The organism is Aromatoleum buckelii (genome assembly GCF_012910785.2).
Taxonomy (GTDB): Bacteria; Pseudomonadota; Gammaproteobacteria; order Burkholderiales; family Rhodocyclaceae; genus Aromatoleum; species Aromatoleum buckelii.
This window is the reverse complement of record NZ_WTVH02000010.1, coordinates 1402086-1427129: the sequence shown is the minus strand read 5'-3', so window position 1 is coordinate 1427129 and position 25044 is coordinate 1402086. Positions and strand designations below refer to the sequence as shown.

The window sequence follows — 25044 nt, the reverse complement described above, 5'->3', positions numbered from 1 at the left end:
CAGCCGCCGGGGTATTTTCCACATGTCGGACTTTCACGACCAGAACCAGCATTCTCAGCTGCCCTCCGCCGCCGGGGTCGGCATCCCCCGTACCGGGAGCTTCGATCCGGCCGCGTTCGAACGCGCCGTCAATGACCTGCTGCGCGCGTGCGGCGTCGCCGCGGACGCCGTGCATACCGGAAAAACCGCGACCCGCGTACGCGAACTGTGGCAGCGCCGGCTGCTCGGTGGCTACGACATGGACCCCGCCGAGGCGCTCGGCGACGGTTTCGACGACGATCGGACCGACATGGTGGTGATACGCGGCATCGCCGTGCATGGCGTGTGCCCGCACCATCTCGTCCCGTTTCGCGGCGTCGCGCACGTCGCCTACCTGCCCGGCGGCCGGCTGCACGGCTTCGGACGTATTGCCCGCCTCGTCGACGCGATCGGGCACCGCTTCACTTACCAGGAATGGATGACGCGGGACATCGCGGACGCGCTGCTGCGGCACGGCCATGCGCGGGGAGCAGCCTGCATCGTCGAGGCCGAGCAGCTGTGCCTGCTGCTCGGCGAAGACCGCCGCGGCGACGAACGGGTCGTGACACAGGCGTTCGCCGGCGAATTCGAGACGCGCGAGCACCTGCGCGGCGAATTCCTGCACGCGATCTCGGGCCTGACCCCCGGCCGCTGAGGCGGCGAGCGTTGCCCGGGCGGGTCAGTGCAGGGTGAATTCCGAGGCGCGTCGGGGGCCGATATCGAGCATCGTGACTTCGTTGCCGAGCAGCATCACTGAACCGCATTGCCGGTCGTCGCCGGAGGCGGAAAACTCGAAGTCATAGACGCGGCGCAGGCGCAGGCGACCATCCGCATCGCGGGCGAGCCGGAGCGTGCTGATCGACACCGTCTCGTCGAGGAACTGCACCCCTTCGCGCCGGCACGCGTTGCGCGCCGCCTGTATGCCCAGCTCGCGCACCTTGATGCTGTCGAGCCAGAACCAGCCGAGCAGGCACAGCAGAATCAGCGCGGCAAGTTCGAAGGAGAACATGGCGGGATAGGGCGACGGCGGCAACGAGGCGCGGCGCGGCGCTCAGTCGAGCATCATGCCGCGCATCATGAAGAACAGGATCGCCGCCATCAGCGCCGACGCGGGAACGGTGATCACCCAGGCGGCAGCGATGCGCATCAGCTGCGAGCGCTTGACCAGTTCCTTGCGATACACCTTGCGCAGGCCCTTGCGCTCCATCTTCGAGAAGTGGGCCGGATCGAGCTGCTGCTTGGCCTTGGCTTTCAGTTCACGCAGCATCTGGCCCTTCTCGTCGATCGGCGCGACTTCGAATCTGGCAAGGAACGCATCGATGGCGGCCTGGTCGCCTTCCGGGTGATGCGCCTTGATGTCGGCGACCATGCGCGCGTAGTTGCTCTTCAGGTACTCGCGCAAGAATCCGACGCCGAACACGCCGCCCACCGCGATGTGCGTCGAACTTACCGGCAGCCCGAGCTGACTGGCGATGATCACCGTGATCGTCGCCGACATAGCGATGCAGTACGCGCGCATCTGGTCGAGCTCGGTGATCTCCGAGCCCACGGTCTTGATGACTTTCGGACCGAACAGCGCGAGGCCGACCGAGATCCCGAGCGCCCCCATCAACATCACCCACAGCGGAATCGGCGCCGAGCGCGAAATCTCGGTCGCACCGGCGGAGAGGACGTCGACGATCGCCGCGAGCGGGCCGACCGCGTTCGCCACGTCGTTCGAGCCATGGGCGAAGCTCAACAGCGCAGCGGCAAAGATCAGTGGCGCAGTGAAAAGCCGGTTCACACTCTGCTTCGAGTTGGCAATCGACTGCGCGCGGCGGGCGACCATCGGCCGGACCAGAAACAGCACTGCAACGGCAAAGCCGAAGCCGATCAGCACGGCGGTCAGGAAATCCACCTCCCAGACCTGCTTCAATCCTTTCAGCAGCAGATAGGTGCCGAACGTCCACGCCATCAATGCGACCAGGTACGGCACCATGCGGGTGGCGGCCGTGACCATGTCGTGCTGGTACGTGATACTGCGCTTGATCAGGTAGAGAAACGCCGCCGCAACGATTCCGCCCATCAGCGGCGAGACCACCCAACTGACGACGATCCGGCCCACCTCGTCCCAGTTGGCGATCCCCATCCCGCTCGCCGCGATGCCGGCGCCGAGCACCGCGCCGACGATCGAATGTGTCGTCGACACCGGCGCGCCGACCGCGGTCGCGATGTTGAGCCACAACGCGCCGGCGAGCAGCGCCGACATCATGACCCAGACGAAAGTGTCCGGATCCGGAATCCTGGCCGGGTCGATGATTCCGCTGCGTATCGTATTGACCACTTCGCCACCGGCGATCAGCGCGCCAGCCGCCTCGAAGATCGCCGCGATCACGAGCGCACCGCCGAGCGTCAGCGCCTTCGATCCGACTGCCGGCCCGACGTTGTTCGCGACGTCGTTGGCGCCGATGTTCATCGCCATGTAGCAGCCGACCGCGGCTGCCGCAGCGAGCATGACTCCGCCCTCGCCCTGTCCGATCATCGCGGCGTACAACATCCCGCCGACGATGAAAATCAGGCCTGTTCCGAGACGAAACAGCTCCGCCCGGCCTTTCCGGGTCGCCCGCTCGATCTCGCTGATGTGCTGAAGCTCCACGTGCTGAATTCCGTAATCAAAAAGACGGCTATTGTTTCAGAAATGATTCCATGCCCCAATTGCGACGCACGGAATTTGCATCGCAAAGGTCACAGCCTGTCGTATTTATCCGAACGTCCGCGCGCCTTGTCGGCAGGATAGCGCACCGCGTTGAGCGCGAGCTTGCGTTGTGCCGCCTCGCCGAGGTCGATGTCGAAGACGTCCGCGAGCCGAACGAGATACAGCAGAACGTCCGCCAGCTCGAGCGCCACTTCAGCGCGCCGCTCTTCGGGCAGGTTCGCCGACTCATCGGCACTGAGCCACTGGAAATGCTCGATCACCTCCCCGGCCTCGCCCGCCAGCGCCATCGCGAGGTTTTTTGGCGTATGGAAACGCTCCCAGTCGCGCTCGGCCGCAAAAGCCCGTAGCGCGTCGCGCAGCGCAAGCAGCTTGTCGTGTTCGCTCATTCGATGTGATGCTCCAGATCGAATCCCCCCTCGCCGTCCTCTCCCATCACGCCCGCGAGCCATGGCATCACTGCCTCCAGCGTCTGCGGCAGCACCCAGGGAGGATTGACGATATACAGTCCGCTGCCGAACATGCCGAAGCCATCGCGCGGCGGTTTTTTCACCGCGAGGCGCACGTCGAGCCAGTTTTCGGCACCGAGGTCCGCGAGGCGTTCGGGCAACTGGCGTGCCTCGGTACGCGCGAGCAGCGGATACCAGACGACGTAGGTTCCGGCCGGGAAGCGCTTGATCGCGTCGGCCACGGTGTCGACGGCGCGGCGGTAATCCTCCTTGACCTCGTATGGCGGGTCGATCAACACGACGACGCGGCGCGACGGCGGCGGCAGCAGGCCGCGCAACGCCGAAAAACCGTCGGCCTTGCGCACCTGGACGCGCTGGACGTCGCGCGCGAACGTCTGCCCGAGCAACGCGACATCGGCCGGATGCAACTCGAACAGCCGCATGCGGTCCTGTTCGCGCAACTGCGTCATTGCCAGCGCCGGCGAACCGGGATAGAAGGTCAGCCGGCCGTGCGGGTTGAACTGGGCCAGCGCGTCGAGATATGGACGCATCGCGTCCGGCAGGTCGTCCCGCTGCCACAGCCGGCCGATTCCGCCCGAGAATTCAGCGTTTTTCCCCGCCTGCTCGCTGTCCAGCGCATAGCAGCCGGCGCCCGCGTGCGTATCGACGTACCACCACGGTTTTTCCTTGCGGTTGAAGTAGCGCAGGAGTTCGATCAGCACGAAGTGCTTGAGAACGTCGGCGTGATTGCCGGCATGAAAGGCGTGACGGTAGCTGAGCATGAAGGCGGCGCTATCTGACTGAGCGGCGAATGCTAACACCACCTGTTATCATTGCGGGCTGCCGGCGCTTGGACGCCCGGCCCCGATGGAGAGTGAAGAATGGCGATATACGCCCTCGGCGAACGCGTTCCCGATTTTGGCGAAGGCTGCTGGGTTGCAGACAACGCAACGGTAATCGGCCAGGTGCACGCCGGCCGCAATGTGAGCATCTGGTACAACGTCGTGATCCGCGGCGACAACGACCCGATCGTGATCGGCGACAACACGAACATCCAGGACGGCTCGATCCTGCACAACGACGACGGCGTGCCGCTGACGATCGGCTCGAACGTCACTGTCGGCCACATGGCGATGCTGCACGGCTGCACGGTCGGCGACGGTTCGCTGATCGGCATCAACGCGGTCGTGCTGAACCATGCCGTGATCGGCAAGAATTGCATCGTCGGCGCAAATGCGCTGATCCCGGAAGGCAAGGTGATTCCCGACCGCTCGCTCGTCGTCGGCTCGCCGGGACGCATCATCCGCGAACTGTCGGACGAGGACATCGCCGGGCTGCACACGAACGCGGCGAACTACGTTGCCAATGCAAAGATGTATGCGGCGGAGTCGCGCCATATCAACCCGTTGAAATCGGTGAAGTAACTTTCCCGTTGCAACACCCGTCGCGTGCGTTGGTCCGCGGATACTCGCACGCGGGCCGCACTCTGTGTCCGGGCGCTGGCGAGTTGCCGACCGAGCGAAAAAGCACGCTGTTCTCCCGTATCCGCGGATACTGATACTTACACGGAATTACATCTCCGCTCGCGAAGGGTGGAGAATGGTCTATACACTGCGCGCCTGAGCGCTTCCGCCGCGGCGCAAAATCGACGCCACCTCCATTCCATCCGATTGCGGCTACGTCCATGGCACATCGCGCAACCCGACACTTCCTCGCCCTGCCGCTCGCGCTCGTCATGTTCGCCGCTTCACCCTCCGCCACCGCCCACGCCGAACGAGTCGTCCCGACAGTTGACCTCTCGGCCGATGCGAGCCGGCCGGCGCCGAACGACCTGGCGATCGCGAGCCTGTATTTCGAAGCGGACGGCGCGGATCCCGCACCGCTGGCGACGCAGGTCAACGCGGTGATCGCCTCGGCTCTCGAACAGGTGCGCCTTTACCCGGCGGTCAAGGCCAGGAGTTCCGGCACGAGCACTTTTCCGGTCTATGGCAAGGAAGGCCGAAGGATCGAAGGCTGGAGGATGCGCTCCGAGATCCAGCTCGAGAGCCGCGACCTGCCGGCGCTATCGGAGCTGCTCGGCAAGCTCCAGGGCAAGCTCGCACTGTCCGGTCTCGCGATGCAACCGGCGCCCGAAACACGCAGGAGCGTCGCGGACCTGGCGGCAGGCGACGCGATCCGGGCTTTCCAGGCGCGGGCCGAAGCGGTCGCCGGGACGCTCGGCAAGCCGTATCGCATCCGCCACCTGTCGATCGGCTATGGCGGAGAGTCCCCGCCGGTCCGGCCGATGATGAAAACCACCGCCTTCGCCGCAGAGGCCGCCCCCGTCGCGATCGAAGCGGGCGAAAGCGAAATTGCCGTGACGGTCAGCGGCACGATAGAACTGAGCGAGTAAGCGGAATTCCATGACGAACATCCCGCGCCCCGGCGCAGCAAACCTGAAAATCCGCATCGCATTGCTGGTCGCATTGAGCGGTGCCACCGGCATGCTCGCGAGCACCGCCTACACCCGCGACGCCTCGCGCGTCGTCGGCTATGCCTGTCCCGGCGGCGAGCGCTTTACCGTCGAATACCTGCGCGACCACATTCGCCTGCGCACGGGAGCCGGCATCTTCGCACTGGCCGTTCAGCCGGCGGGGTCGGGCGAAAAATATTCCGACGGCCACACGGTATTTCGCCTGCAGGGCGCGGAAGCGCAACTCGAACGCCCGGGCTGGGGAACCAGCGTCGATTGCAGGGCACAGGATCAGCGCCTCTGAGCCCCCCAGGAAACGACTGCTCCCCCCAAATCGTCGTTTTCTGTAGACGCGCAGGCGACGCGTCGAATATCTTTCGCCAAACCGATCAGGGATTCCCGTCGTGCCCGCTCGCCCACCCGCTTCGGCTGGACTCCTCGCCGTCCTCGCGACCGCACTGCTCGCCGCATGCAGCAGCCTCCCCACGGACGGCCCGGCCACGGCGACCGGCGCGGCATCTCGCCGCGAAGAAGGCAGCTATTTCTCGCTCGACGATCCCCTTCATTCGCAGGAGATGGTGATCTTCGCCCTCGGCCTGCTCGACACCGGCTACCGCTTCGGCCGCCGCAACCCGGAAGCCGGGCTCGATTGCAGCGGCATGGTGAGCTACATCGTCGAGCAGATCAGTGGCCGCCGCCTGCCCCACAACGCGGCGCAGATCGCGCAACTGACCCGCCCGATCCCCATTCCCGCGTTGCAGGCCGGAGACCTCGTCTTCTTCAATACGCGCAACCAGCGGCATTCGCACATGGGAATCTATCTCGGCGACGGCCGGTTCGTTCATGCCCCGTCGAGCCGCGGGCGGGTCCGCGTCGAACTGCTGGACAACCCGTATTTCAGGAGCCGGATCGACGGCGCGCGCAGGCTCGTCGCGGCCAATTGACTGAACGCCTCGCGACGCAACAGCCAAGCGTCAGTCAGATCGGGCGATAAAACGCAGGTCCGGACGCGAGAAATCGGGGCGGGAAGCGGCCTCCCGGATCGATCACGGCTTGCGCGGAGTGTGGACGAAGATCTCGTCCGGCTTCGTCAGGCCGAGCTCGAAGCGCGCGCGCTCCTCGACCGCTTCGTTGCCCGACTTCAGGTCGCGCACTTCCGCCTCGAGTCCCGCGTTGCGCTGCTCGAGGCGCTGGTTGGTTTCACGCTGCGCCTGCAACTGGCGATCCACGTCCCACACGCGCAGCCAGCCGCCTTTACCCAGCCAAAGCGGATACTGCAGGACGATCACCAGCACGGCGAGAACGATCACGGGCCAACGCATATTCGAAGGTCTTGCCGAAAAGCCCGCCAACGGATCCGTGGAGGCGGAGCAGCGTTATTCATCGGAGTGGAAAAAACGGGGCCGGCGGATGAGCGCCAGCCCCAGTCATGTCATGCTGCAGCGACCGCCAAAACGCCAGCCGCGCGAGTTTGCGCTCAGCGCACCCGCAAGTTGTAGAACGCGCGGCGCCCCGGATAGCTGACGGTGTCGCCGAGATCTTCCTCGATGCGCAGCAGCTGGTTGTACTTCGAGATGCGGTCCGAGCGCGACAGCGAACCAGTCTTGATCTGCATCGCGTTCAGGCCAACCGCGATGTCGGCAATCGTCGAATCTTCGGTTTCGCCCGAGCGGTGCGAGATCACTGCGGTATAGCCGGCGCGCTTGGCCATCTCGACAGCGGCGAAGGTTTCCGACAGCGTGCCGATCTGGTTGATCTTGATGAGGATCGAGTTCGCGACGCCCTGGTCGATGCCCTGCTCGAGGATCCGGGTGTTCGTCACGAAGAGATCGTCGCCGACAAGCTGCAGGCGGCGGCCGAGCTTGTCGGTCAGCGTCTTCCAGCCGGCCCAGTCGTTCTCGGCCATGCCGTCCTCGATCGAGACGATCGGGAAGCGGTCGGCGAGCGTCGCCAGGTAGTCGGCGAAGCCTTCGGAGGAGAGCGTCAGCCCTTCGCCGGCGAGCACGTACTGGCCGTCCTTGTAGAACTCGGACGCGGCGCAGTCGAGCGCGAGCAGCACGTCGCGACCCGGCTCGTAGCCGGCGGCGGCGATCGCGTCCTGGATCAAATTCAGCGCTTCCTCGGTGCTGCCGACGTTCGGCGCGAAGCCGCCTTCGTCGCCGACCGTCGTCGGATAGCCTTTCTTGTCGGTGAGCTTCTTCAGGTGATGGAAGATTTCGGCGCCGCAGCGCAGCGCTTCGCGGAAGCTCGTCATCGACACCGGCATGATCATGCATTCCTGGATGTCGAGGCTGTTGTTCGCGTGCGCGCCGCCGTTGATGACGTTCATCATCGGCACCGGCATCGCCATCGGGCCGGAGCCGCCGAAATAGCGGTACAGCGGCAGGCCGGCCTCTTCCGCGGCGGCCTTCGCGATGGCCATCGACACCGCGAGCGTCGCGTTCGCGCCAAGGCGCGACTTGTTCTCGGTGCCGTCGAGTTCGATCAGCGTGCGGTCGATGAAAGCCTGCTCTTCGGCGTCGAGGCCGATCAGCGTTTCGGAAATCTCGGTGTTGACGTTCTCGACCGCCTGCAACACACCCTTGCCGAGATAGCGCGCGGCATCGCCGTCGCGCAGTTCGATCGCCTCGCGCGATCCGGTCGAGGCGCCCGACGGCACCGCGGCCCGGCCCATGACGCCCGATTCGAGCAGGACATCGGCTTCCACCGTGGGGTTGCCGCGGGAATCAAGAATTTCGCGGGCAATGATATCGACAATTGCACTCATGGTTTTTCCTCTCGTTCTTGGGAATCGAAAACTTTGGCACCGCAGTCTGCGGTGCGCGGCGAAGCTCAGCCGGCCATCTCCATGAAACCGTGCGCTTTCACCAGCGCGTCGATTTCCTTGAGCGTCGCGAGCAGCGCTTTCATCTTCGGCAGCGGCCACGCGTTCGGGCCGTCCGACAGCGCTTTCGCCGGATCGGGGTGGCTTTCCATGAAGAGGCCGGCGATGCCGACCGCGACGGCCGCGCGCGCCAGCACCGGCACGAATTCGCGCTGGCCGCCGGAAGCCGTGCCCTGCCCGCCGGGCAATTGCACCGAATGCGTCGCGTCGAACACGACCGGGCAGCCGGTCTCGCGCATGATCGCGAGGCTGCGCATGTCGGACACGAGGTTGTTGTAGCCGAACGACGCGCCGCGCTCGCAGACCATGATCGTGTCCGCGCCGCCGTTGGCTTCGCGCGCCTTGTCGACGACGTTCTTCATGTCGCCGGGCGCGAGGAACTGGCCTTTCTTGATGTTCACCGGACGACCGGAAGCCGCGACGGCGTGGATGAAATCGGTCTGGCGGCACAGGAACGCCGGCGTCTGCAGCACGTCGACGGCGGCCGCGACTGCCGGGATCTCGTCGATCGCGTGCACATCGGTGAGCACCGGAACGCCGAGCTGCTTCTTCACGTCGGCGAGAATCTCCAGGCCTTTTTCCATCCCCGTGCCGCGGTACGATTTGCCGGAGCTGCGGTTGGCCTTGTCGTACGACGACTTGTAGATGAACGGGATGCCGAGCTCGGCGCAGATTTCCTTTAGCGCTCCGGCGGTCTCGAAAGCCATGTCGCGCGATTCGATGACGCACGGCCCGGCGATCAGGAAAAACGGCTTGTCGAGGCCGACCTCGAATCCGCAAAGTTTCATTGCCACTCCTTCAGGCCGACGTCGCGGCCGCCTTGCGCGCGAGCGCCGCCTTCACGTAGGCCGTGAACAGCGGATGCCCCTTGCGCGGGTTCGACGTGAATTCCGGATGGAACTGGCAACCGACGAACCACGGATGGTCCGGCAGCTCGATCATTTCGCACAGGTCGGTGCCCGGCGCGCGGCCCGACACCCGCAGGCCCTTCTCTTCGAGCCGGGCGAGGAGCGTGTTGTTGACTTCGTAGCGGTGGCGATGGCGTTCGACGATATCGGCAGCGCCATACACTTCGCGGGCGAGCGAGCCTTCGACGAGATGGCAGACCTGCGCGCCGAGGCGCATCGTGCCGCCGAGATCCGACGCTTCGCTACGCTTTTCGACCTTGCCGCTGCGATCCTGCCATTCGGTGATGAGACCGATCACGGGATACGGCGTGTCGCGCTCGAATTCGGTCGAATGCGCGCCGACCATGCCGACGACGTCGCGGGCGAATTCGATCACCGCGAGCTGCATGCCGAGGCAGATGCCCAGATACGGCACCTTGTTCTCGCGCGCAAAGCGGATCGCGGCCATCTTGCCTTCGGTGCCGCGCTTGCCGAAGCCGCCCGGCACGAGGACCGCGTCCATCTTCTCCAGCACCGCGCAGCCGTCGCGCTCGATGTCCTCGGAGTCGATGTAGTGGATCTTGACCTTGCTTTCGGTGTGCATACCGGCGTGGGACACGGCTTCGATCAGCGATTTGTACGACTCGGTGAGGTCGACGTATTTGCCAACGAACGCGATATCGACGGTGTGCTTCGGGTTTTCGAGCGCGCGAAGGAGGTTCTCCCACACCGAAAGGTCGGCTGCGCGCGCGAGGATGTTCAGCTTGTGACAGACGATCTCGTCGAGCATCTGGTCGTGCAGCTGGCCCGGGATCTTGTAGATCGAGTTCGCGTCGAGGCACTCGATGACCGCTTCAGGCATGACGTTGCAGAACAGCGCGATCTTGCGCCGCTCGTCGGCAGGCACCGGGCGATCCGCGCGGCACAGCAGGATGTCGGGCTGGATGCCGATTTCACGCAGCTCCTTCACCGAGTGCTGGGTCGGCTTGGTCTTCAGCTCGCCGGCAGTCGGGATGTAAGGGATCAGCGTCAGATGGATGAAACAGGTGCTGTTGCGTCCTTCCTCGATGCCCATCTGGCGGATCGCTTCGAGGAACGGCAGCGACTCGATGTCGCCGACCGTGCCGCCGATCTCGACGATCGCGACTTCGGCGCCTTCCGCGCCCCGCTTGATGTACTGCTTGATCTCGTCGGTGATGTGCGGGATCACCTGCACCGTCTTGCCGAGATACTCGCCGCGCCGTTCCTTCTTGATCACCGCCTCGTAGATCTGCCCGGTCGTGAAGTTGTTGCGCTTGCCCATCCGGGCACTCGTGAAGCGCTCGTAGTGGCCCAGATCGAGGTCGGTTTCGGCACCATCTTCGGTAACGAAAACTTCGCCGTGCTGAAACGGACTCATCGTGCCCGGATCGACGTTGATGTACGGATCGAGCTTGAGGTGGGTAACCTTGATGCTGCGCGATTCGAGAATGGCCCCGAGCGAGGCCGCTGCGATGCCTTTGCCCAATGAGGACACGACACCGCCGGTTACGAAGACGTATTTGGTCATGGGAACGCTGCTGCGGGAAAGCGCGATGATAACCGAAGAGGCCGCCGGTCCGGAAGCCAACCTGAGCGGCCCTTCCTTACCCGGCGCCCCGCCGCCGCGCTGGCGTCAGCGGATGAAGTCGCGGTTGATCTCGCGGAACAGTTCCGTGCCCCCGCGCTGCAGCCACTCGAACGCGACCATCTCGCGTGACACGATCTCGATGCCATGGGCGCGCATACGCGCAAAAGCGAGCTCGCGGTCGGCAGGATTGCGCGAACCGCACGCGTCCGCGACGACGAACACCTGCTTGCCCGCCCAGCGCAGCTCGAGCGCGGTCTGCTGCACGCACACGTGCGCCTCGGTGCCGCAGACGATGACCTGCCGCCGGGCGTCCGCGGCGGTCCTGCCGAGGCAGCCGTCCGCTTGCGCCGAGAAGCATTCCTTCGTGACGAACTCGGCGCCCGCCGCGGCAGTGGCGACCGCCGGCAGCGTGGCGCCGATCTTTGCCGGGAAATGCTCGGTCACCACGACAGGCACGCCGACGCGCGCCGCAAGGCCGGCGAGCCACGCACAGTTGCGGGCAACGTGCTCGCCGTCGTGGATCGCCGGAGCGAGGCGCTCCTGGACGTCGATGACGAGGAGCGCGGAGGTGGCGGGATTCATGAGCATTCGATGTTCCTCAAAGGGGTCCGCCCGGGTACGCCAAGCGTGAGCGTGCAGCAGGCGAAGAACGACGCATTACAACCCTTCGCGCAGCTTTGGCGGCAGCGGGAGGGATTTGCCGGTACGGTTGTCGATCCACACGAGCTTCGCCGAACCGGTCGCGAAAAGCCGATCGTCGCCTTCGACATACAGTTCGTACCAGTTCATCACGCTGCTGCGTCCCGGCTCGCCCGCGAACACCTTGACGACCGCCGTCGCCGGATAATTCACCGGGATCAGGAACGTGCAGTCGGCATGAACGATGACCACGCCTTCGGCTTCGTCGGGATCGACACGGAAGTCCTTCTGCTCGATCCATTCGATCCGCGCTTGCTCGAAATAGCGGAAATACAGCGTGTTGTTCAGGTGACCGTACCGGTCGAGGTCGCCCCAGCGTACCGGAATCTTCGTCGTGAGCTGAAGGTTGCGAGTATCTTCCATGAAAACAGTGTCCTGTTGGTTGGAACCGGCAGCTAATGTAACATACGGCTCCGTATGTTTTCGACGGCTGCGCAGCGATCCCGCGTCTGCGTCGTGCCTCGAGCGTGTATTACACTGCCGTTCGCTCGACTACAGACCAACAATCGCGGACACAAATGGAGAATAGGATGGAACGCGAATCAATGGAATTCGATGTCCTGATCGTAGGCGGCGGCCCGGCAGGGCTGGCGGCGGCGATCCGGCTCAAGCAGCTCGCCAGCGAGAAAGGCACGGAGCTGGCGGTATGCCTGATCGAGAAGGCTTCCGAGATCGGCGCCCACATCCTGTCGGGCGCAGTGATGGACCCGCGCGCGCTCACCGAACTGATTCCCGACTGGAAAGCGCAGGGCGCGCCGGTCAATACCCAGGTATCCGAAGACCGCGTGATCTTCCTGAGCGAGACCGGCGGGCGCAAAGTGCCCAACAACCTGCTGCCGGCCTGTTTCCTGAACCAGGGCAATTACATCGTGCGGCTGGGCAACGTCGTCAAGTGGCTCGGCGAACAGGCCGAAGCGATGGGCGTCGAAGTCTATCCGGGCTTTGCCGGCGCGGAAGTTCTTTACGACGAGCGCGGCGCGGTTAAGGGCGTGGCGACCGGCGACATGGGCGTCACGCGCGACGGTGAGCCCGGCCCGGCCTACCAGCCCGGCATGGAGCTGCACGCCAAATACACGCTGTTCGCCGAAGGCTGTCGCGGCCATCTGGGCAAGCAGCTCGAGGAAAAGTACCGCCTGCGCGACGGCATCGACCCGCAGACCTACGGTATCGGCCTGAAAGAGCTGTGGGAAGTGCCGGCCGACCGGCACGTGCCCGGCCTGGTCGTGCACACCGCCGGCTGGCCGATGGACAGCGCCACGTACGGCGGCGGCTTCGCGTATCACCTCGAAGACAACCTCGTCGCCGTCGGCTATGTCGTCGGGCTCAACTACACGAACCCGCATCTGGCGCCGTTTGAGGAGTTCCAGCGCTACAAGACGCACCCCGAGATCCGCAAGTTCCTCGAAGGCGGCAAGCGTCTGGCCTATGGCGCGCGCGCGCTCACGGCCGGTGGGCTGCAGAGCCAGCCGAAGCTGGTGTTCCCGGGCGGCGCGCTCGTCGGCGATGACGCAGGTTTCCTCAACGCGGCGCGCATCAAGGGCAGCCACGCTGCGATCAAGTCCGGCGCGCTCGCCGCCGAAGCGGCTTTCGGCGCCTTGGCCGCCGGGCGCAGCCGCGACGAACTGGCCGCGTTCCCCGAAGCGTTCCGCGCGAGCTGGCTGTACGAGGAACTGCACCAGACGCGCAACTTCAAGCCCTACATGAAAAAAGGCCTGTGGATGGGCTCCTTGCTGTTCGGCATCGACCAGCAGGTGTTTCGCGGCAAGGCGCCGTGGACGCTGCACAACACGGCCGACCACACGGCGCTCAAGCCCGCGTCCGAGTGCTACAAGATCGCCTATCCGAAGCCCGACGGCGTGCTGACTTTCGACAAGCTGTCGTCCGTGTTCCTGTCGAACACGAACCACGAGGAAGACCAGCCCTGCCACCTGCAGCTGAAGGATGCGTCGATCCCGATCGCGGTGAACCTCGCGAAGTACGATGCGCCCGAACAGCGCTACTGTCCGGCCGGCGTGTACGAGATCGTGCGCGATCCGGACGGCACCCACCCGCGGCTGCAGATCAACGCGCAGAACTGCGTGCACTGCAAGACCTGCGACATCAAGGACCCGACGCAAAACATCAACTGGGTCGTGCCGCAGGGCGGTGAAGGACCGATCTATCAGGGGATGTGATCGAGTGCACTTCCGTCACGATTGTCGGTGACGGAAGCGATGTAACACGTCGTTCCCGGCGTGCCGCACCGTGTGCGCAGGACTTCCGCGCCCTGTCGTGCGCCACGCATCGCACAGTCCCCGCCTCCCGACTGGCGCTATTTCTGCAAGCCGAGCGCGCGAAGCACTACCGCCTCCGCGACGACGCCCGACACCGCCTCCCTTGCCCCGCGTCCGTCAAAAAGAAGCGTCCGCGGCAGTTCGCCGCGCCATTTCGCGTCGAGCGCATAGGCGAGTGCTTCGGGCGACTCGTCTCCGTAGGCAAAACGCTTCCCCGTGACTCCGGCGCGGTCGAGCGGCGCGGCGAGTCCTTCGTCGGCCGGCTCGACTGCGACCGTGATCAGCTGGAGGCGCGGATGCGCTTTCGCCATCTCCGCGAAAAGCTTCAGGTTTTTCTTGCAGTGCACACACTCGGACGACCACAGCGCGACGATCGTCGGCCGGGCGTGGCTGGCCGGATCGGCGACCGCCGTGGCAGCCGCCCGGTGGAGCGGCACGAAGTCGTTCGCCGAACACGTCGCGGCGCTCATCCAGAGGATTGCCGCCAGCAGGTTTTTCAGTCGTTTCATCGCAGCCAGTACCCTTTCATGCCTTCATTCCGAGTGCGCCAGAACGCAAGCAGCTCGGCGCCGCGCCGGATCACCCGCGGCTGGTCCGACGCACCCTCGGTCGCGGCGAGCGACAGGCTGCGGAACTGCCCGCCGTTGTCGTCGGACACCTCCGCACGCAGCTGCGTCCGTTCGCCATCGAACTCCTTCCACACGATCGCGACGCGCTCCCCGCCGACAGCGATGTCGGCGTGCGCGGCGCGTTCGCCGCCGACCGTGCGCTGTCCCTCGACGCGCCCCTCTTTCAGGCGGCCGTAGAACACCCGCCCCTCGCCGTCCTTCTCGTTGAACCACACTGCGTGACGCGTGCCGTCACCGAAAACCGCGAGCGACGGACCGTGGTGCGGGCAGGCGTCGACGCGCCAGTGGTCGAATGTTGCGCGCGCGACCGGACCGGGCGTCCCGTCATGGCCGAGCTTCGCCAGCGCATGGTCGCGCTCGTTCGGCTCGAACACGTGCCGCCACAGCATCAATGGCAAGCCGTCCACATCGTTCGCGATCGCGATGCGGCAGCACTCGCAGGAATGGTCGCCGACCTTCACTTCGGGCCGGAACGTCCGCCCGCCGTCGTCGGACACTGCCGCATAGATCGCCGCGCCGCGGTAATCCCGCTTCGCGCCCTGCGCGGCTTCCAGGTCGCGCTTGTCGATCCACGCGAGCACGACCTGCCCGCTGCCGCTGACCGTCATCGTCTCGAAGCGGTGGGTGATCTCCTGGCGGTCGCGGTGAACGGTGATCGGAGCGCCGAAGCCTTGCCCGGTATCCGCGCGCGCAAAACGGATCTCCCCGGTGAAAGGCTTCGCCAGCGGTCGCGTCCACGACACCAGCACGCTGCCGTCCGGCGCGAACGCGATCTTCGGGCGATTCTCGCCGTCGGCGGAAATCGCTTCCGGCTCGGCATTGACGGTCACGGGCGCGTCCCAGCTCGCCCCGGCGTCGGCGCTGCGCTGGAGGACGACGTGCTGGCCATCCTTCGAAACCGCGTACAGCACGCCGTCCGGGCCGAATGCCGCGCTCGTGCCGAGCTCCGGCTTCGCCGGCCGAACCGCAGCGGTTTTCCCGGCCGCGTGATCGGCATGCTGCGCGAAAGCTCCCGTCGCGCATCCCAGCGCGAGCAGCATCATGGCGACAAACCGGCCCACTCTGCCCTTTCGTTTCATCGTCATTGCCGCACCCTCCCCGTTGCCGGCGCCCATGCGCGCAGGCTCTCGCGCGGTCACCGTCCCGACGGTCACCATTTCGCCTCGACTCCCGCGATCATCGTGCGCGGCGAGCCTGGCGAGTAGGCCGGCGTGCTGCCCGTAGACAGCTGCGCGCTGTCCGCGTAACGCCGGTCGGTGAGGTTGTTGACGCTGCCGAACAGCGAAACGGCCGACGTCAGCGCGAAGTTACCGCGCAGGTTCAGAAGATCGTGTCCGCCGTACTTCACGGTGTTGCTGTCGTCGAGCCAGTACGAGCCGATCCTCGTCCACTCGAGCTGGGCACGGAACGCATCGGTCGGCGTCCACGTCAGCCGCGCATTCGACATCAGCCGCGGCGCGCTTTGCTGTTCCTTGCCGCCGAAGTCACCCTGCGCGGTCACCCAGTCGACAAACTCGTGCCGTGCGTACGACAACGCGAGATCCAGCCGCAGCTGCCTCGCGAGCGGCGCACCGAGCCCGAGCTCGACGCCGCGGTGGCGCGTCTCGCCGGCGTTCGTCGTGATCGTCTGCGTCGTGACCGGGTCGCGCTGGCTGACGATGTCGTCGCGCTTGGTCAGCTCGTACGCGACGAGGTCGTACGACAGGCCGGCCACGACGCCGCGCACGCCGAGCTCGTACTGCTCGGCCTTGATCGCGTCGAGCTCGAGCGCCGACTGCGTCAGGGCGCGGGCGGCTTCGAGGCTCCCGGCGCGCGACGGGCGGAAGATCTGCGATTCGGACGGAGCGCGGAAAGCTTGGTTGTACGACGCGAAAAAATGCGTGTTCTCGCCGAGCGCGTACGTCGCGCCAAGTTTCGGCGTCGCGCGGCGATAGCTGACGCGGGTGTTCCCCGCCTGGCCGTAGAAGTTGCTCCCGACCTGCACGACCTCGCCGGCGCCGAGTTTGTTGTCGAGCTCGTAGCGCATGTCGTCGTAGCGCAGGCCGGCGGTCAGCCGCAGCTTGTCGGTCGGCGAGATTTCGCCATGGACGTACGGCGAAATGCCGCGATATTCGACGTCGTAGTCGTAGATGCGCGGACCGACCGTGTAGGCGATGAACTCCCGGCTCGCGCCGCTACCGCGCGTCGTGGCGTCGATGCGGTTCTCGCGCCGCTCGCCCGGGCTCAGGTCGAAATCGACGCCGACGATCAGGCGCGCGCGCAGCGGCGCGAAGTCCCGGCGCCACTTCGCCATCAGCCCGTACGAACGGTTGCCGGTTTCGGCGATCGTCGGGTCGAAGCGCAGCGCGAAGCTCGCGAGGAGATCCATGCTGTTGTCGCGCACGTACGGCGTGATCGACAGCAGCGAGTCGGCCGTCTCATGTTCATAGTTCGTCGACAGGCGCAGCGCGCTGACCTTGCGGAACGCGATCGGCAGGTAGTTCTTCGTCGGATCGTGCCGGTAGTCATCACGCACGAGCGGCGAGTTCGCGCCGGTGTCCTGGTCGATCTCGGAGAAACCCAGCACAGTCTTCAGCGAGGTGCTGTCGCCGATGAAGTGATCCCAGCGCAGCGTGCCGCTCGTGCGGTCGTAGCCGGTGTCGTCGCGCCAGCCCTCCGTCCGGGTCAGGTTCAGGTCGGCCCGCCAGCCGCCGTCGGCATAGCCGCTGCCGCCACCAAGCAACGCCCGCCGCCAGCCATGCTCGCCGGCTTCAATCGAGCCGTTCGCTTCCGTCTTCGTCGGCGGCGTGCGCGTCAGCACGTTGACGACGCCACCGATCGCATCCGACCCGTAAAGCGCCGACGACGGGCCGCGATTGACTTCGATGCCGCCGGCCTGCGGGATGTTGATCTCGTACAGGCCGTTGTGGTTGAAGAAACCGGTCGAACGTGACGGGATGCCGTCCTCGAGGAACAGATAGACCGGGCTCGTCGTGAACGGCTGGCGGATGGCCGTCGTGTGGCCTTCCCCGTTCGTCACCGCGACCGCGACGCCCGGTGTCTGGCTCATCACCTGCGCCGGGTGGGCGGGCTTGTCCAGCGCGATGTCCTCCCCCTTGACAACGCCGACCGAGGCCGGGGTTTCGACGAGTCGCGCCTCTTCGCGTGTCGCGGTGACCGTCACCTGTTCGAGAACGGTGGCAGCGTCATCGGACGCAGCGGCGCCACTCGCCGCGCCGATGCATGACAGCACCAGCGCATTGCGCCAAGTATCAATGCCCATGAGTCCCCCGGCCCGCCGGGTTCAACGGCCGCACGGGTGCCGCCACCTCGATCGACTCACGCTTGCCCTCCCCGCTCTCGACGACCAGCGTCAGCGGCACCGTGTCGCCCACGCGGACGGGTTGCTTCAGGTCGAACAGCATCACGTGATGCCCGCCGGGTTCGAGCTCGACGGCCTGCCCGGCCGGCAGCTCGACCGCGGGCACTCGACGCATCTTCATGACGTCGTTGTCCATCACCATCTCATGTATCTCGACTTTTCCCGCGACGGGCGAGTCCGCCGAGACGAGCCGCGCGTCCTGTGCCGCGGTGAGGCGCATGAAGGCGCCAGTGACTTTCTGCTGGGCGACCGTCGCCCGCACCCAGGGGTCTTCGACCTGTACCTGGGCGAGTACGGGGCCCGCCAGCACGGCAGAAAAGAGGCTGACTACAAGGGTCTTCTTCATCATGTTCACTCCATCGATTCGCAAATCGGCGCGCAAGCCGCCCTGACAGGCTCGCGCGGCCGATGCGAGACGACGCGATCGGGGCGAGCGAATGTATTGAGAGCGGATGCCGCGGAAGGGTTTCGGCAGGAATGCCTCATCAGGCCGTGCCCCGTCTCCTGGATGCGAGGAGACGGGGACGCCCAGGACGGCACTCAGGCGCGCCGGAGCGGTGGAGCGCGCGGCTGCGCCGCTGCCCAAGCGAAGAGCGGGCGCGGCGAGTGGAGGTAAAGCGGGGGAAGGTGATCGGAACGGCCTTTCAGTGCGAAAGGTGCGGACGGCATCGCGGGAAGCGTCGGCACATCGCAGTGCGTCGCGCAGAAAGCACAACGTTCGGCGGGAAACACGTGGGCCTCGCCCTTGTCGCGCGAATCATCGACCGCGACCATCTTCATGCCGGCGACCGTGCACACCTGGATCAGGCGCTTCTCGCCGTCGGCGCGTGACAGCGCGTGGCTCAGCGCCGGCGCAAGCGCACCCAGCAGGACCGCGAACAGCGCGATCCAGGCGGTGAAACTGCGAGCCGTACGCTTGAAATACATCGGCGAAAACCGGAGCGACCAAGGTTGACCAAAACGGTGCGGCGATTCTAACAGCTGAACCGCACGCGCCATTGACTGCAGTCAAGCCCGGCGGCTGGCCGCGACCGGCCGCCGGACGTGTTCACCCCAGCCAGCGCCGCGCGTTGCGGAACATCCGCATCCACGGCGAATCCTCGCCGAGTCCGGCCGGATACCAGCTCATCTGCACCGTCCGCACCGTGCGCTCCGGGTGCGGCATCATGATCGTGAAGCGGCCGTCCGCAGTGGTAAAACCGGTCGATCCTTGCGGAGAACCGTTCGGGTTGAACGGATAGGTCGCGGGCGGCACGCCGTGGTTGTCGACATGGCGCAGCGCTGTCAAAACGCGTTCGGGGTCGGCAGCGTCGCGGAACATGGCCCGCCCTTCGCCGTGGCTGACGACGATCGGCATGCGGCTTCCGGCCATGCCGGCGAACAGGATCGACGGGCTGTCGAGCACTTCGGCCATCACGAAACGCGCCTCGAACTGCTCGCTGCGGTTGCGCTGGAAAGTCGGCCAGTGCCCGGCGCCCGGGATGATCGACGCGAGGTGCGCCATCATCTGGCAACCGTTGCACACGCCGAGCGCGAACGTGTCGGGACGAGCGAAGAAGGCTTCGAATTGCCCGCGCAGCGCCGGGTTGAACAGGATCGACTTCGCCCACCCCTGACCCGCGCCAAGCACGTCGCCGTACGAGAAACCGCCGCACGCGGCGAAGCCGTGGAAATCACTCAGCTGGTGGCGTCCGGCCTGCAGATCCGACATATGCACGTCGTACGGGGCGAAACCGGCGCGCTCGAACGCTGCTGCCATCTCGGCCTGCGAATTGACGCCCTGCTCGCGCAGGATCGCGATCTTCGGCCGCGCGCCGGTCGCCATCAGCGGCGCGGCGACATCGTCGGCCGGATCGAAAGTCAGAGCCACGCTCAGCCCCGGGTTCGTCGCGTCGGCGAGTGCGTCGAATTCCTCGCGCGCGCAATCGGCATCGTCGCGCAGGCGCGCGATGCGGTAGCCGGTTTCGGACCACGCTTGCAGCAGTTCGGCGCGCGGTGCGTTGAACACGAGCTTCGCGTTGCGCCAGAAGCGGATCTCATCCTTGCCGTTCGGCTCGCCGAGGAAGTGGTAGGCGATGCCGGCTTCGCGCAGCGGCGTCGTGATGCGCGCCCGATCCGCGCGGCGGATCTGCACCACCGCGCCCAGCTCCTCGGCGAACAGCCCGGCGAACAGGCGGTCGTTGAGGCGGCCCTTGATCGTGTCCGGCTTCTTGTCGAGGCCGTCGACGTCGTTCATGTACTGGTCGTAGCAGACGGTGTCGAGCACCACCGACAGGCCGCACTTCGACGCGAACGCCATCTCGCACAGCGTCGCGAACAGGCCGCCGTCACCACGGTCGTGGTACGCGAGCAGCAGACCGTCGCGGCGGAACTGCTGGATCAGGCCGAAGAACCTTGCGAGCTGTGCCGCATCGACGTCGGGAGCGTGTTCCGCGACCGAGCCGAAGACTTGGGCGAGCGCCGAACCGCCGAGGCGATTGCGGTCGTTGCCGAGGTCGATCAGCAGCAGCTCGGTGTCGACGCCTTCAGGGAACTGCAGCTGGGGCGTGAGCGTACGACGGATATCCGCGACCGGCGCGAACGCCGTGACGACGAGCGACAGCGGCGAGACGACCTGGCGGCTCTCGCCGTCGTCCTGCCACGTCGTCTTCATCGACAGCGAATCCTTGCCGACCGGGATCGCGAGGCCGGCCTGCTGGCAGAACTGCGACACGGCGCTGACGGTGTCGAACAGCTTCGCGTCCTCGCCGCGATGCCCGGCCGCGGCCATCCAGTTCGCCGACAGCTTGACTTGGGCGATGTCGGCGATGTCCGCGGCAGCGATGTTCGTCACCGCCTCGCCGATCGCCATGCGCCCGGAAGCGGGCGCGTCGAGACATGCGACTGTCGTGCGCTCGCCCATCGCGAACGCTTCCCCCTGATAGCCGTGAAAGCTCATCGCGGTGACCGCGACGTCGGCGACCGGAACCTGCCACGGGCCGACCATCTGGTCGCGCGCCGTCAGACCGCCGACCGAGCGGTCGCCGATCGTGATGAGGAAATTCTTGCTCGCGACCGCCGGCAGGCGCAGCACGCGCAGGCAAGCGTCCTTCAGGTCGATGTCGGTGACGTCGAACGGCGGCACATGCACCGCGCGGCGCGACACGTTGCGGGTCATCTTCGGCGGCTTGCCGAGCAGCACCTGCATTTCCATGTCGACGGGCTTGTTGCCGAAGTGGCGGTCCGCGACGGTCAGGTGGCCGTCCGCGGTCGCTTCGCCGAGCACCGCGAACGGGCAGCGCTCGCGCTCGCAGATCGCGCGGAATTCGGCGAGGCTCTCGGGCGCGATCGCGAGCACGTAGCGCTCCTGCGACTCGTTGCTCCAGATCTCGCGCGGGCTCATGCCCGGCTCCTCGATATGGATTTCGCGCAGCTCGAAATGCGCGCCCAGCCCGGCCGATTCCGCCAATTCCGGCATCGCATTCGACAGCCCGCCCGCGCCGACGTCGTGGATCGCGAGGATCGGGTTCGCGTCGCCGCGCTGCCAGCAGCAGTCGATGACTTCCTGGCAGCGGCGCTCGATCTCGGGGTTGCCGCGCTGCACCGACGCGAAGTCGAGGTCGGCGGTGTTCGTGCCGGTCGCCATGCTCGAAGCCGCGCCGCCGCCCAGCCCGATCAGCATGCCGGGGCCGCCGAGCTGGATCAGCAGCGTGCCGGGCGCGAACTTCACCTTGTGCGACTGCTGCGCCTGGATGCTGCCGAGACCGCCCGCGATCATGATCGGCTTGTGGTAGCCGCGCACTTCGCCCTGCACTTCCTGCTCGAACGTGCGGAAGTAGCCGGCGAGGTTCGGCCGGCCGAATTCGTTGTTGAACGCGGCGCCGCCGATCGGGCCTTCGATCATGATGTCGAGCGCCGAGGCGATGCGGTCGGGCTTGCCATAGGGTTTTTCCCACGGCTGCCCGAATTCCGGAATGTTCAGGTTGGATACCGAAAAACCGGTCAGGCCGGCTTTCGGCTTCGAACCGCGGCCGGTCGCCCCTTCGTCGCGGATCTCGCCGCCGGCGCCGGTCGCGGCGCCGGGGAACGGCGAGATCGCCGTCGGGTGGTTGTGCGTCTCCACTTTCGCCAGGATGTGCGTCTCTTCGGCGCGGAAGTGCCACTGGCCGTCGGCGTCCGCGTAGAAGCGGTCGATCGTCGCGCCCTCGATCACCGACGCGTTGTCCGAATACGCGACGACGGTGCCTTCAGGGTGCGCCTTGTGCGTGTCGCGGATCATGCCGAACAGCGTTTTCTCCATCGGCCGCGCGTCGATGACCCAGTCGGCGTTGAAGATCTTGTGGCGGCAATGTTCGGAGTTGGCCTGCGCGAACATCATCAGCTCGACGTCGGTCGGATTGCGCGCGATGCGGGTGAAGTTGTCGACGAGATAGTCGATCTCGTCGTCGGACAGCGCGAGGCCGAGTTCGGCGTTCGCCATGACGAGGGCGTCGCGCCCGCCGGCGAGCACATCCACCGACATCAGCGGCTTCGGCTCGTAGTGATGGAACAGCGCTTCGGCCACGTCGAGGCTCGCCAGCACCGACTCGGTCATGCGATCGTGCAGCAGCGGCAGCACCGCCGCGTACTGGCGGTCGTCGAGTCCGTTGCGCATGTCGAGCGAATACGACACGCCGCGCTCGATGCGCATCACCTTGTCGAAGCCGCACTGGCGCGCGATGTCCGTCGCCTTCGACGACCACGGCGAGATCGTCCCGAGCCGCGGCACGACGAGCAACTGCATGCCGGGAGGCACTTGCGGCGACGCGGGGACAGCCGCGAGCAGGTCGACGAGCCGGTCGCGTTCGTCCGTCGCCAGCGGCGCGGCGAGCTCGACGAAATACCAGTACTCCGCAGCCAGCCCCTTGAGCTTCGGCAGCGCGTCGGCTGCGGAACGGGAAAGGCGCGCGAGGCGGGAGGAAGAAAGCGCCGCAGCGCCGCGCAGCTTGAGGATTTCGGCCATTTCTATCGTTGCGAAGGGGAAAGTGGACGCGAACAGGGTTCGCCGGTCGGAAGGGCGAAATTATACCCGACGCCCACGGGTTCGCCCGCTGCCCGTTCCCGCACCCTGCGGTGCGGCACGTGCGGTGCCGGGGGCGACGCTGCGTGGCTGCTATTCCCTGTTTGGCATGGAAACCGGCGGACGATCGCGGTGCCGGTTATTGTTCGGTCGCGCGTGCCGGGAGCGAAGCTGCGACCGAGATGTCGACGACCTTCTTGTCCACGGCGGCCTCTTCGACCTTTTCGAGGCGCCCGTCGACGACGGCGCCACAGTCCATTTGCAGCTGCCGGTAGATGATGTGTCCGGAAACGTGCGCACCCGCCTGCAGCTCGAGGAAATGCTCGACTTCCAGGTCGCCGTCAATCCGGCCATTGACGACTGCGTCGTGAACACGCACTCGCCCGGTGATCGCCCCGCGGTTGCTGACGACCAGGAGACTGCGTTCACCTTCCTTGCCGAGGACGTTGCCTTCGATTTTTCCGTCGACCCGCAAGCCCCCGGAAAACACCACGTCGCCGACGATTTCGAGATTGTCTGCGACCAGGCTGGAGAGCTTGGTGACCTGGATAGCCTTGTTGCGCTTGCGTCCGAACATCGGTTTCGTCCCTCGAATGGCGCCTCACCGGCTGCGCAGGAGGCTCAACGGGCCGGTAGCGCGCCCTTCGTTGCCGACTTGATGAACGCCAGCTCTTCCCTGATCTCCTTGAGCTCGTCGTTCAGGCTGACCACCTGGCGTTCGAGCTCACCCCGCGTCGCCAGTTCCACCTCGAGATCGAAGCGCGCCTTGCTCAGCGCTTCCTGCAGCTCGCGGTTCTGCTGCCGCATTGCCGACACTGACGATTCCGACGCCAGCCGGTCCTCGAAATACCGGACACCGAGCCCGAGCATCACCAGGACGACGATGACGAGCCCCCACAGGAACACGATGCGCTTGAGCCCGTACGTCGGATCCGAGGTCAGGACATACGAGTCCTGCGTCAGGTTGCGGTTGCTGTAACGACGGCGTGCCGGCATCGCCCGAATTGTTTAAAACTGCGCGAGGTACGACGTCGGATCGACGATCAGACCGTCCTTAAGGACTTCGAAATGCAGGTGGGCGCCCGTCGATCGCCCGGTTGAACCGATAGACGCGATCCTGTCTCCCGGCAGCACGACCTGGCCGACTTTCACGTGGAGCTTCGACGCGTGTGCGTAGCGCGTCGCGAGGCCGGCGCCGTGATCGATTTCGACAGTCAGCCCGTAATCCGGACGGCGCCCGGCGAAGATCACCCGCCCGCCTGCGCTGGCGGAAATCTGCGTGCCCGTCGGCGCCGGAAAATCGACTCCGCTGTGGAAGGCGAGACGACGCCGGAACGGATCGCTGCGGTTGCCGAACCCGGACGAGATCCCGAAGCCGGCGACCGGGGAGCGGCCGGGGAAAGACATGTGAGCGAGGCTGTAGCCGGTGGCGAGCCGGTCGAGTCCGGCGAGCGTCTGGGCAAGGCGCTCGATGTCGCGCTCCATTTCGGCGACTTCCCCGGCCAGCAGCCCTTCCGGCTTGCCGTCGAGTACCCCCGCAGCAGACGGCAACTGCGGCAGCATCAGGCGGGACTGCGGCAACTCTGGCGCACGGGTAGGGACCGGCTGCAGCAGCGGTCCGCCGGCCGGGGAACCGAGCGGCGTTTTTGCGATGCGCCCCGGTGTCGAATCGGCGGCGACGTTTTCGGTGATCCGTGCCTCGAAATCCTTGATCGCGCCGATCCGCTCCGTCAGCGCGGCCGCCTCGGCCTGCAACTGGACCATGCGACCGGCCAGCTCGCCGAAACGGCCGATCAGCAGGTCGCTTTGCGACTCGACGGGCACCGCCGGCGCGGCCTGGGGAGGATTCCGGACCTTGCCGTCAACCATGTAGCCAACTGCGAAACCACCGACAAGCGCCGCGAACACGATCGCCACGATGACGCCGGCAAAAACCCGGGCGCTGATAGTGTGCATGCGCGATTGTGTCAGCGTCCCGGCGGAAAGAATGACGAAAGCCATCCTTGTCCTCCTGTTCTGTCCGGTCGCCGGCGCTGTTCGCACCGCGTCGCGG

At 66.1% G+C, this 25044-nt stretch carries 25 protein-coding genes; 6 read left to right on the top strand and 19 right to left on the bottom strand.

Features of this window, described 5'->3' with window-relative positions; translation table 11 throughout:
- The first annotated feature begins 22 nt into the window (after positions 1-22).
- Positions 23-673 (top strand): GTP cyclohydrolase I FolE, encoded by a 651-nt coding sequence (gene folE / locus GO608_RS17405; RefSeq protein WP_169197607.1) that lies wholly within the window; start codon positions 23-25, stop codon positions 671-673.
- Positions 674-697: 24 nt separating this feature from the next.
- Here folE and GO608_RS17400 read toward each other — a convergent pair whose 3' ends face one another.
- The 4 genes from GO608_RS17400 to GO608_RS17385 form a co-directional block, all read right to left on the bottom strand.
- Entirely contained in the window at positions 698-1027 is a 330-nt protein-coding gene (locus tag GO608_RS17400) for a DUF3301 domain-containing protein (RefSeq protein ID WP_169197608.1), read from the bottom strand.
- 42 nt (positions 1028-1069) lie between these two features.
- Positions 1070-2653, bottom strand: coding sequence for an inorganic phosphate transporter (locus GO608_RS17395; RefSeq protein WP_169197609.1), 1584 nt, complete (start codon positions 2651-2653; stop codon positions 1070-1072).
- 89 nt (positions 2654-2742) lie between these two features.
- Complete coding sequence (locus GO608_RS17390) at positions 2743-3099, bottom strand: nucleotide pyrophosphohydrolase (RefSeq protein WP_169197610.1); 357 nt, start codon at positions 3097-3099, stop codon at positions 2743-2745.
- Complete coding sequence (locus GO608_RS17385; protein WP_169197611.1) at positions 3096-3941, bottom strand: 23S rRNA (adenine(2030)-N(6))-methyltransferase RlmJ; 846 nt, start codon at positions 3939-3941, stop codon at positions 3096-3098. Before GO608_RS17385 ends, GO608_RS17390 begins: the two co-directional genes overlap by 4 nt.
- Positions 3942-4040: 99 nt before the next feature.
- Here GO608_RS17385 and GO608_RS17380 point away from each other — a divergent pair, with 99 nt between their 5' ends.
- The 4 genes from GO608_RS17380 to GO608_RS17365 all read left to right on the top strand — a co-directional run bounded on the left by GO608_RS17380 (position 4041) and on the right by GO608_RS17365 (position 6555).
- On the top strand, positions 4041-4583 hold the full coding sequence (locus GO608_RS17380) for a gamma carbonic anhydrase family protein (protein ID WP_169197612.1): 543 nt from the start codon (positions 4041-4043) through the stop codon (positions 4581-4583).
- A gap of 260 nt (positions 4584-4843) precedes the next feature.
- Positions 4844-5551 carry an SIMPL domain-containing protein gene (locus GO608_RS17375; RefSeq protein ID WP_169197613.1) on the top strand — a complete coding sequence of 236 codons (708 nt, stop codon included), beginning with the start codon at positions 4844-4846 and terminating at the stop codon, positions 5549-5551.
- 10 nt (positions 5552-5561) lie between these two features.
- Positions 5562-5915 (top strand): MliC family protein, encoded by a 354-nt coding sequence (locus tag GO608_RS17370; protein WP_169197614.1) that lies wholly within the window; start codon positions 5562-5564, stop codon positions 5913-5915.
- A 100-nt stretch (positions 5916-6015) separates the two neighbouring features.
- Complete coding sequence (locus GO608_RS17365; protein WP_169197615.1) at positions 6016-6555, top strand: C40 family peptidase; 540 nt, start codon at positions 6016-6018, stop codon at positions 6553-6555.
- A gap of 102 nt (positions 6556-6657) precedes the next feature.
- Here the strand turns inward: GO608_RS17365 and ftsB are convergent, their stop codons facing one another.
- The 6 genes from ftsB to GO608_RS17335 all read right to left on the bottom strand — a co-directional run bounded on the left by ftsB (position 6658) and on the right by GO608_RS17335 (position 12053).
- Complete coding sequence (ftsB, locus tag GO608_RS17360) at positions 6658-6933, bottom strand: cell division protein FtsB (protein ID WP_169197616.1); 276 nt, start codon at positions 6931-6933, stop codon at positions 6658-6660.
- A 155-nt stretch (positions 6934-7088) separates the two neighbouring features.
- A complete protein-coding gene (gene eno / locus GO608_RS17355) occupies positions 7089-8378 on the bottom strand; it encodes a phosphopyruvate hydratase (RefSeq protein WP_169197617.1) in 1290 nt (429 codons plus the stop codon).
- A 65-nt stretch (positions 8379-8443) separates the two neighbouring features.
- Positions 8444-9283, bottom strand: a complete 840-nt coding sequence (kdsA, locus tag GO608_RS17350) for a 3-deoxy-8-phosphooctulonate synthase (protein WP_169197618.1) — start codon at positions 9281-9283, stop codon at positions 8444-8446.
- Between the two features lie 10 nt (positions 9284-9293).
- Positions 9294-10931 (bottom strand): CTP synthase, encoded by a 1638-nt coding sequence (pyrG, locus tag GO608_RS17345; protein ID WP_169197619.1) that lies wholly within the window; start codon positions 10929-10931, stop codon positions 9294-9296.
- Between the two features lie 105 nt (positions 10932-11036).
- A complete protein-coding gene (locus GO608_RS17340) occupies positions 11037-11579 on the bottom strand; it encodes an isochorismatase family protein (RefSeq protein WP_169197620.1) in 543 nt (180 codons plus the stop codon).
- Between the two features lie 69 nt (positions 11580-11648).
- Entirely contained in the window at positions 11649-12053 is a 405-nt protein-coding gene (locus tag GO608_RS17335) for an acyl-CoA thioesterase (protein ID WP_169197621.1), read from the bottom strand.
- Between the two features lie 167 nt (positions 12054-12220).
- Here GO608_RS17335 and GO608_RS17330 point away from each other — a divergent pair, with 167 nt between their 5' ends.
- The gene (locus tag GO608_RS17330; protein WP_169197622.1) at positions 12221-13864 is read left to right on the top strand and encodes an electron transfer flavoprotein-ubiquinone oxidoreductase; all 1644 of its coding nucleotides are present in this window, start codon (positions 12221-12223) and stop codon (positions 13862-13864) included.
- A gap of 137 nt (positions 13865-14001) precedes the next feature.
- Here GO608_RS17330 and GO608_RS17325 read toward each other — a convergent pair whose 3' ends face one another.
- From GO608_RS17325 to GO608_RS17285, 9 genes are all read right to left on the bottom strand, one after another.
- Positions 14002-14472, bottom strand: a complete 471-nt coding sequence (locus tag GO608_RS17325) for a TlpA family protein disulfide reductase (RefSeq protein ID WP_169197623.1) — start codon at positions 14470-14472, stop codon at positions 14002-14004.
- The gene (locus tag GO608_RS17320; protein WP_247003269.1) at positions 14469-15677 is read right to left on the bottom strand and encodes a sialidase family protein; all 1209 of its coding nucleotides are present in this window, start codon (positions 15675-15677) and stop codon (positions 14469-14471) included. Before GO608_RS17320 ends, GO608_RS17325 begins: the two co-directional genes overlap by 4 nt.
- Before the next feature lie 65 nt (positions 15678-15742).
- Positions 15743-17854 carry a TonB-dependent receptor gene (locus tag GO608_RS17315; RefSeq protein ID WP_169197625.1) on the bottom strand — a complete coding sequence of 704 codons (2112 nt, stop codon included), beginning with the start codon at positions 17852-17854 and terminating at the stop codon, positions 15743-15745.
- Entirely contained in the window at positions 17844-18302 is a 459-nt protein-coding gene (locus GO608_RS17310) for a copper chaperone PCu(A)C (RefSeq protein WP_425532309.1), read from the bottom strand. The genes GO608_RS17315 and GO608_RS17310 overlap by 11 nt, the downstream gene beginning before the upstream one ends.
- Positions 18303-18493: 191 nt before the next feature.
- On the bottom strand, positions 18494-18880 hold the full coding sequence (locus GO608_RS17305) for a DUF2946 domain-containing protein (RefSeq protein ID WP_169197626.1): 387 nt from the start codon (positions 18878-18880) through the stop codon (positions 18494-18496).
- 121 nt (positions 18881-19001) lie between these two features.
- Positions 19002-22934 carry a phosphoribosylformylglycinamidine synthase gene (purL, locus tag GO608_RS17300; RefSeq protein ID WP_169197627.1) on the bottom strand — a complete coding sequence of 1311 codons (3933 nt, stop codon included), beginning with the start codon at positions 22932-22934 and terminating at the stop codon, positions 19002-19004.
- Positions 22935-23130: 196 nt separating this feature from the next.
- Positions 23131-23568: a bactofilin family protein gene (locus GO608_RS17295; RefSeq protein ID WP_169197628.1), complete on the bottom strand. Its 438-nt coding sequence runs from the start codon at positions 23566-23568 to the stop codon at positions 23131-23133.
- Positions 23569-23612: 44 nt separating this feature from the next.
- A complete protein-coding gene (locus GO608_RS17290) occupies positions 23613-23987 on the bottom strand; it encodes a hypothetical protein (RefSeq protein ID WP_169197629.1) in 375 nt (124 codons plus the stop codon).
- Between the two features lie 12 nt (positions 23988-23999).
- On the bottom strand, positions 24000-24992 hold the full coding sequence (locus tag GO608_RS17285; protein ID WP_169197630.1) for a M23 family metallopeptidase: 993 nt from the start codon (positions 24990-24992) through the stop codon (positions 24000-24002).
- Positions 24993-25044: the final 52 nt, after the last annotated feature.

Coding starts and splice junctions, on each gene's coding strand:
- GO608_RS17305 (WP_169197626.1), bottom strand. CDS start 18,880: ATGTATTTCAAGCGTACGGCTCGCAGTTTCACCGCCTGGATCGCGCTG.
- GO608_RS17390 (WP_169197610.1), bottom strand. CDS start 3,099: ATGAGCGAACACGACAAGCTGCTTGCGCTGCGCGACGCGCTACGGGCT.
- GO608_RS17370 (WP_169197614.1), top strand. CDS start 5,562: ATGACGAACATCCCGCGCCCCGGCGCAGCAAACCTGAAAATCCGCATC.
- GO608_RS17295 (WP_169197628.1), bottom strand. CDS start 23,568: ATGTTCGGACGCAAGCGCAACAAGGCTATCCAGGTCACCAAGCTCTCC.
- GO608_RS17320 (WP_247003269.1), bottom strand. CDS start 15,677: ATGACGATGAAACGAAAGGGCAGAGTGGGCCGGTTTGTCGCCATGATG.
- folE (WP_169197607.1), top strand. CDS start 23: ATGTCGGACTTTCACGACCAGAACCAGCATTCTCAGCTGCCCTCCGCC.
- GO608_RS17330 (WP_169197622.1), top strand. CDS start 12,221: ATGGAACGCGAATCAATGGAATTCGATGTCCTGATCGTAGGCGGCGGC.
- pyrG (WP_169197619.1), bottom strand. CDS start 10,931: ATGACCAAATACGTCTTCGTAACCGGCGGTGTCGTGTCCTCATTGGGC.
- GO608_RS17285 (WP_169197630.1), bottom strand. CDS start 24,992: ATGGCTTTCGTCATTCTTTCCGCCGGGACGCTGACACAATCGCGCATG.
- GO608_RS17325 (WP_169197623.1), bottom strand. CDS start 14,472: ATGAAACGACTGAAAAACCTGCTGGCGGCAATCCTCTGGATGAGCGCC.
- GO608_RS17335 (WP_169197621.1), bottom strand. CDS start 12,053: ATGGAAGATACTCGCAACCTTCAGCTCACGACGAAGATTCCGGTACGC.
- kdsA (WP_169197618.1), bottom strand. CDS start 9,283: ATGAAACTTTGCGGATTCGAGGTCGGCCTCGACAAGCCGTTTTTCCTG.
- eno (WP_169197617.1), bottom strand. CDS start 8,378: ATGAGTGCAATTGTCGATATCATTGCCCGCGAAATTCTTGATTCCCGC.
- GO608_RS17340 (WP_169197620.1), bottom strand. CDS start 11,579: ATGCTCATGAATCCCGCCACCTCCGCGCTCCTCGTCATCGACGTCCAG.
- GO608_RS17400 (WP_169197608.1), bottom strand. CDS start 1,027: ATGTTCTCCTTCGAACTTGCCGCGCTGATTCTGCTGTGCCTGCTCGGC.
- purL (WP_169197627.1), bottom strand. CDS start 22,934: ATGGCCGAAATCCTCAAGCTGCGCGGCGCTGCGGCGCTTTCTTCCTCC.
- GO608_RS17385 (WP_169197611.1), bottom strand. CDS start 3,941: ATGCTCAGCTACCGTCACGCCTTTCATGCCGGCAATCACGCCGACGTT.
- GO608_RS17375 (WP_169197613.1), top strand. CDS start 4,844: ATGGCACATCGCGCAACCCGACACTTCCTCGCCCTGCCGCTCGCGCTC.
- GO608_RS17310 (WP_425532309.1), bottom strand. CDS start 18,302: ATGATGAAGAAGACCCTTGTAGTCAGCCTCTTTTCTGCCGTGCTGGCG.
- GO608_RS17315 (WP_169197625.1), bottom strand. CDS start 17,854: ATGGGCATTGATACTTGGCGCAATGCGCTGGTGCTGTCATGCATCGGC.
- GO608_RS17380 (WP_169197612.1), top strand. CDS start 4,041: ATGGCGATATACGCCCTCGGCGAACGCGTTCCCGATTTTGGCGAAGGC.
- ftsB (WP_169197616.1), bottom strand. CDS start 6,933: ATGCGTTGGCCCGTGATCGTTCTCGCCGTGCTGGTGATCGTCCTGCAG.
- GO608_RS17290 (WP_169197629.1), bottom strand. CDS start 23,987: ATGCCGGCACGCCGTCGTTACAGCAACCGCAACCTGACGCAGGACTCG.